The sequence below is a fragment of the Blautia faecis genome (assembly GCF_027662325.1).
Taxonomy (GTDB): Bacteria; Bacillota; Clostridia; order Lachnospirales; family Lachnospiraceae; genus Blautia_A; species Blautia_A faecis.
Genome location: NZ_JAQDKY010000080.1, coordinates 1 through 4,082 on the forward strand (window position 1 = coordinate 1; position 4,082 = coordinate 4,082).

A 4,082-nucleotide genomic window follows, 5' to 3' on the forward strand; every position below is an offset into this window, starting at 1 on the left:
ATGCTCTCCCAGCTGAGCTAAGACCCCATATACAAACTGTGAAGTATCTTCTCTTCCGCAGCTCGCTTTGCTATTATACTATTAACTGTCGCAAATTGTCAACAACTTTTTTTAATTTTTTCAAAAAAATTTAGAATTATATTTTTTTACTATTTTATTGGAAAAAAAGAAAACTAGAGCCTGTTTGCAAAATCTCCCGCAAAGTGGGGCGTGCAGATTGCAGAAAGCCTTTCTCAAACAAGCTCTGGAAACAGAAATTTTTATTTTGGGTCCTTATTTGCAAAAAGCGGAAAACAATTTGGCAAGTAAGGTTCTTTCCAAAATGAGAATTGGTGTTATACTGAGTCTGTAAACAAGAAGAGCAAACAAAAGCATACCGGATACCTGTAAGAAGAAAAAGAACGGACGCAGCGTATTCGTATGGTCTCATAAGAAAGGGCTCACAAACACGCCTTGAGACCATAATTGCGATCAGCTGACAATTGTTTTTCCTATTAGGAAACGTCAGTTGGCGATACGAAAAATAGAAGAGGAGAAGATGGTATGAAGATTTTAGATTCCAAATTTATGAAGGGCTTTATCAAAATGGCGGACGATGGTTTCCAGCAGGGCTGGCATGAGAGAAATGGCGGAAACTTAAGCTATCGTCTGAAAGCAGAAGAAGTAGAAATGATCCGTCCACGTCTGAATGCACCAGGCGAGTGGCAGCCTATCGGCACAGAGGTGCCGGGACTTGCAGGAGAGTTTTTTCTGGTAACCGGAAGCGGCAAATATTTCAGAAACATAGCAGTTGACCCGGAAGCATGTCTTGCAATCATTGAACTGGATGATAAAGGCGTTAATTACAGAATCCGTTGGGGACTGGTAGAAGGCGGCCGTCCAACCAGCGAGCTTCCAACCCACCTTATGAATCATGAGGTAAAAAAGAAGCTTACAAACGGCAGACATCGTGTTATTTATCACGCACATACAACCAACACCATCGCATTAACCTTTGTCCTTCCACTGGATGACAAGGTATTTACAAGAGAACTGTGGGAGTCTGCAACAGAATGCCCGGTTGTTTTTCCAGACGGTGTAGGCGTTGTAGGCTGGATGGTACCAGGCGGAAGAGAAATTGCAGTAAAAACAGCGGAGTTGATGAAGAAATATGACGTTGTCATCTGGGCACATCACGGAATGTTCTGCTCCGGTGAGGACTTTGACCTGACCTTTGGCCTTCTCCATACAGTAGAGAAGTCGGCAGAAATTCTGGTGAAGGTAATGTCCATGGCACCGCGTAAGCTTCAGACCATTACTCCTGACGATTTCCGCGCAGTAGCCAAAGACTTTCATGTTACTTTACCGGAAGAATTTCTTTATGAAAAAGAGCAATAAGTAAATTAATATAATAATGTGAGATCTGTCTGTGATGAGAAAATTCACAGGCAGATTTTTTACTTTAGAGGAAATCAATTTTAATAAATGTTTATAAAATATGAAAAAATTGCTTGACAATTCATTGCCTGTATGCTATTTTAAATAAAAATTCGATTCAACGAACTAAACCGATGAAGCGGGAATAAAAACAATCGTGCACCCACAGAGAGTCCGGGAGGCTGAGAGCCGGGCGGTAAGGCAGTTTGTTAAATGGGCCGCTGAGGGCGCATGGAAAGGCAGAATGTGTGCAGAACAAATGCAGAGAATTGCAGAAGAAATACAAACATATCTGATTGAAGCATGAAAGTAGATTCTGCAGAAGCCAAGTATTATGCGACGTAGGACATACGTCAGTTGTCAGGAATATGATGGTATTCCGTTAAGAGCACGATTTTATCGTGAAGCAAGGTGGCACCGCGGGTGAATATTCAGACCCGTCCTTGACAGATATGGAAATTCTGTCCTGGACGGGTTTTTTGTGTACTAGAAAATTACTCCGTAATGTTCCTGTTACACCCCAAAACGCTCCGTGAGGATGCGGCACGTGCACTGTTCAGGAAATAAATCGGGAGGTGTTCTATGTATCCAACATTTGATAAGATCAGGGAAATGGCAGCAGGAGATTACAAAAGAGTTCCAATCTGCAAAGAGTTATACGCAGACAGCTACACACCAGTAGAGATGATGCGGATTCTGCAAAAGGCAAGTCATCACTGCTATCTGCTGGAAAGCGCCAGCCAGAGCGAAGCGTGGGGCAGATATTCTTTTCTGGGATATGACCCTTCCATGGAAATCACCTGTACAGACGGAATCCTGCGAATTCGAAAAACCAGTAAGACGGAAACTTTTGGCAGAAGCGGCAATGCTGCAGAAAGCAGTACAGAAGAGGTTCGACAGGTTGCCCATCCAGGCGATGCCATCCGTGAAATCATCAGTCAGTATAAAAGTCCGGTTATGGACGATATGCCCACATTTACCGGCGGTCTGGTAGGTTACTTCTCCTACGACTACATCAAATACAGTGAGCCGAAGCTGGAGCTAAAAGATAAGGAACAGCAGGATTTCCGGGATCTGGATCTGATGCTGTTTAATGATGTGATCGCATTCGATCACTACCGCCAGAAGGTTCTTCTCATCACAGGTGTGATGACAGAGGATCTGGAAAAATCCTATAAACAGGCCTGTGAAAAACTGGAAGAAATGACAGCACTGATCAAAAAGGGTGAGAAAAAAATCTTCCCTCCGATCAGGCTTAAATCTGAAATCCAGCCTCAGTTCCCTAAAGAAAAATATTGCCAGATGGTGGAAACAGCGAAGCATTATATCCACGAGGGCGATATTTTCCAGGTGGTTTTGTCAAACCCCATGAGGGCAAAAGCAGAGGGCAGCCTGTTTGATACTTACCGTGTTCTGAGAGCTACCAACCCATCCCCCTACATGTTCTATTTTTCCAGTGATGACATTGAAATCGCAGGTGCATCCCCGGAGACACTGGTGAAATTAGATCACGGCAAGTTAAGCACTTTCCCACTGGCAGGAACAAGGCCGCGAGGAAAAACACCGGAAGAGGACAAAGCCCTGGAAGCAGATCTTCTTCAGGATGAAAAAGAGCTTGCCGAGCACAACATGCTTGTAGATCTGGGAAGAAACGATATTGGAAAAATCAGTGAGCTTGGCAGCGTAAAAGTGGAAAAATACCTGACTGTGGAACGTTATTCCTGTGTCATGCACCTGGGCTCCACAGTAACAGGAACTATCAAAAAGGGCAAAGATGCCATAGACGCAGTGGATGCCATCTTACCTGCAGGAACCCTTTCAGGGGCACCGAAATTCCGTGCCTGCCAGATCATTCAGGAACTGGAACAAAGCAAGAGAGGCATTTACGGCGGTGCAATCGGATATGTGGATTTCACAGGAAATCTGGATGTGTGCATTGCAATCCGTCTGGTATATAAGAAAAAAGATGAAATCTGTATCCGGTCGGGAGCCGGAATCGTGGCAGACAGCGTACCGGAAAAAGAATTTGAAGAGTGCCAGAATAAGGCAAGAGCGGTGGTAAGGGCCATCAGCCAGGCAGAGGAGGGATTAGAATGATTTTACTGATTGATAATTACGACAGCTTTTCCTATAACCTGTATCAGCTGATCGGGTCCGTTAATCCGGATATTCAGGTGGTTCGAAATGACGAAATTTCCCTGGGAGAAATAGAGAAGCTGGCACCGGAAGCAATTGTTCTTTCCCCGGGTCCTGGAAGACCGGAGGAGGCAGGCATCTGTATTCCGGTGATCAAAGAGTTCGCTGGAAAAATCCCAATTCTGGGTGTGTGTCTGGGACATCAGAGCATCTGCGAAGCCTTTGGCGGAGTGGTTTCCTATGCAAAAGAACTGAAGCATGGGAAAAGAGATGAGATGATCCAGTGCGGTTCCAATGTCCTGTTTAAAGGACTCCCGAAAAAGTTCCCGGCAGCAAGATATCATTCCCTGGCAGCAATAGAAGAGACTCTTCCGGAGGAGCTGGTTGTGACAGCCAGAGCAGAAGATGGAGAAATCATGGCAGTGGAGCATAAGGAATATCCGGTTTATGGTGTACAGTTTCATCCTGAGTCTGTTATGACTCCCGATGGAAGGAAGATGATTGAGAATTTTCTAGAGCGTGTTTGAAAA

General features: G+C 44.6%; 4 protein-coding genes and 1 pseudogene. 4 read left to right on the top strand and 1 reads right to left on the bottom strand.

Going from position 1 to position 4,082, the window contains the following annotated elements; all coding sequences use genetic code 11:
* Window positions 1-120: 120 nt before the first annotated feature.
* A complete protein-coding gene (locus PGQ38_RS20920; protein ID WP_416386768.1) occupies window positions 121-237 on the bottom strand; it encodes a DUF6783 domain-containing protein in 117 nt (38 codons plus the stop codon).
* On the opposite strand from PGQ38_RS20920, the pseudogene PGQ38_RS20925 reads away from it, so the two are divergent.
* From PGQ38_RS20925 to PGQ38_RS19000, 4 genes and pseudogenes are all read left to right on the top strand, one after another.
* Window positions 193-309, top strand: a pseudogene (locus tag PGQ38_RS20925) (DUF6783 domain-containing protein); the annotation flags it as partial. The gene PGQ38_RS20920 and the pseudogene PGQ38_RS20925 sit on opposite strands and share 45 nt — an antisense overlap.
* A gap of 234 nt (window positions 310-543) precedes the next feature.
* Window positions 544-1,377, top strand: a complete 834-nt coding sequence (rhaD, locus tag PGQ38_RS18990) for a rhamnulose-1-phosphate aldolase (RefSeq protein ID WP_118578371.1) — start codon at window positions 544-546, stop codon at window positions 1,375-1,377.
* Window positions 1,378-1,998: 621 nt separating this feature from the next.
* Window positions 1,999-3,513, top strand: a complete 1,515-nt coding sequence (gene trpE / locus PGQ38_RS18995) for an anthranilate synthase component I (protein WP_226854916.1) — start codon at window positions 1,999-2,001, stop codon at window positions 3,511-3,513.
* Window positions 3,510-4,079 carry an anthranilate synthase component II gene (locus tag PGQ38_RS19000; RefSeq protein WP_118578370.1) on the top strand — a complete coding sequence of 190 codons (570 nt, stop codon included), beginning with the start codon at window positions 3,510-3,512 and terminating at the stop codon, window positions 4,077-4,079. The genes trpE and PGQ38_RS19000 overlap by 4 nt, the downstream gene beginning before the upstream one ends.
* Window positions 4,080-4,082: the final 3 nt, after the last annotated feature.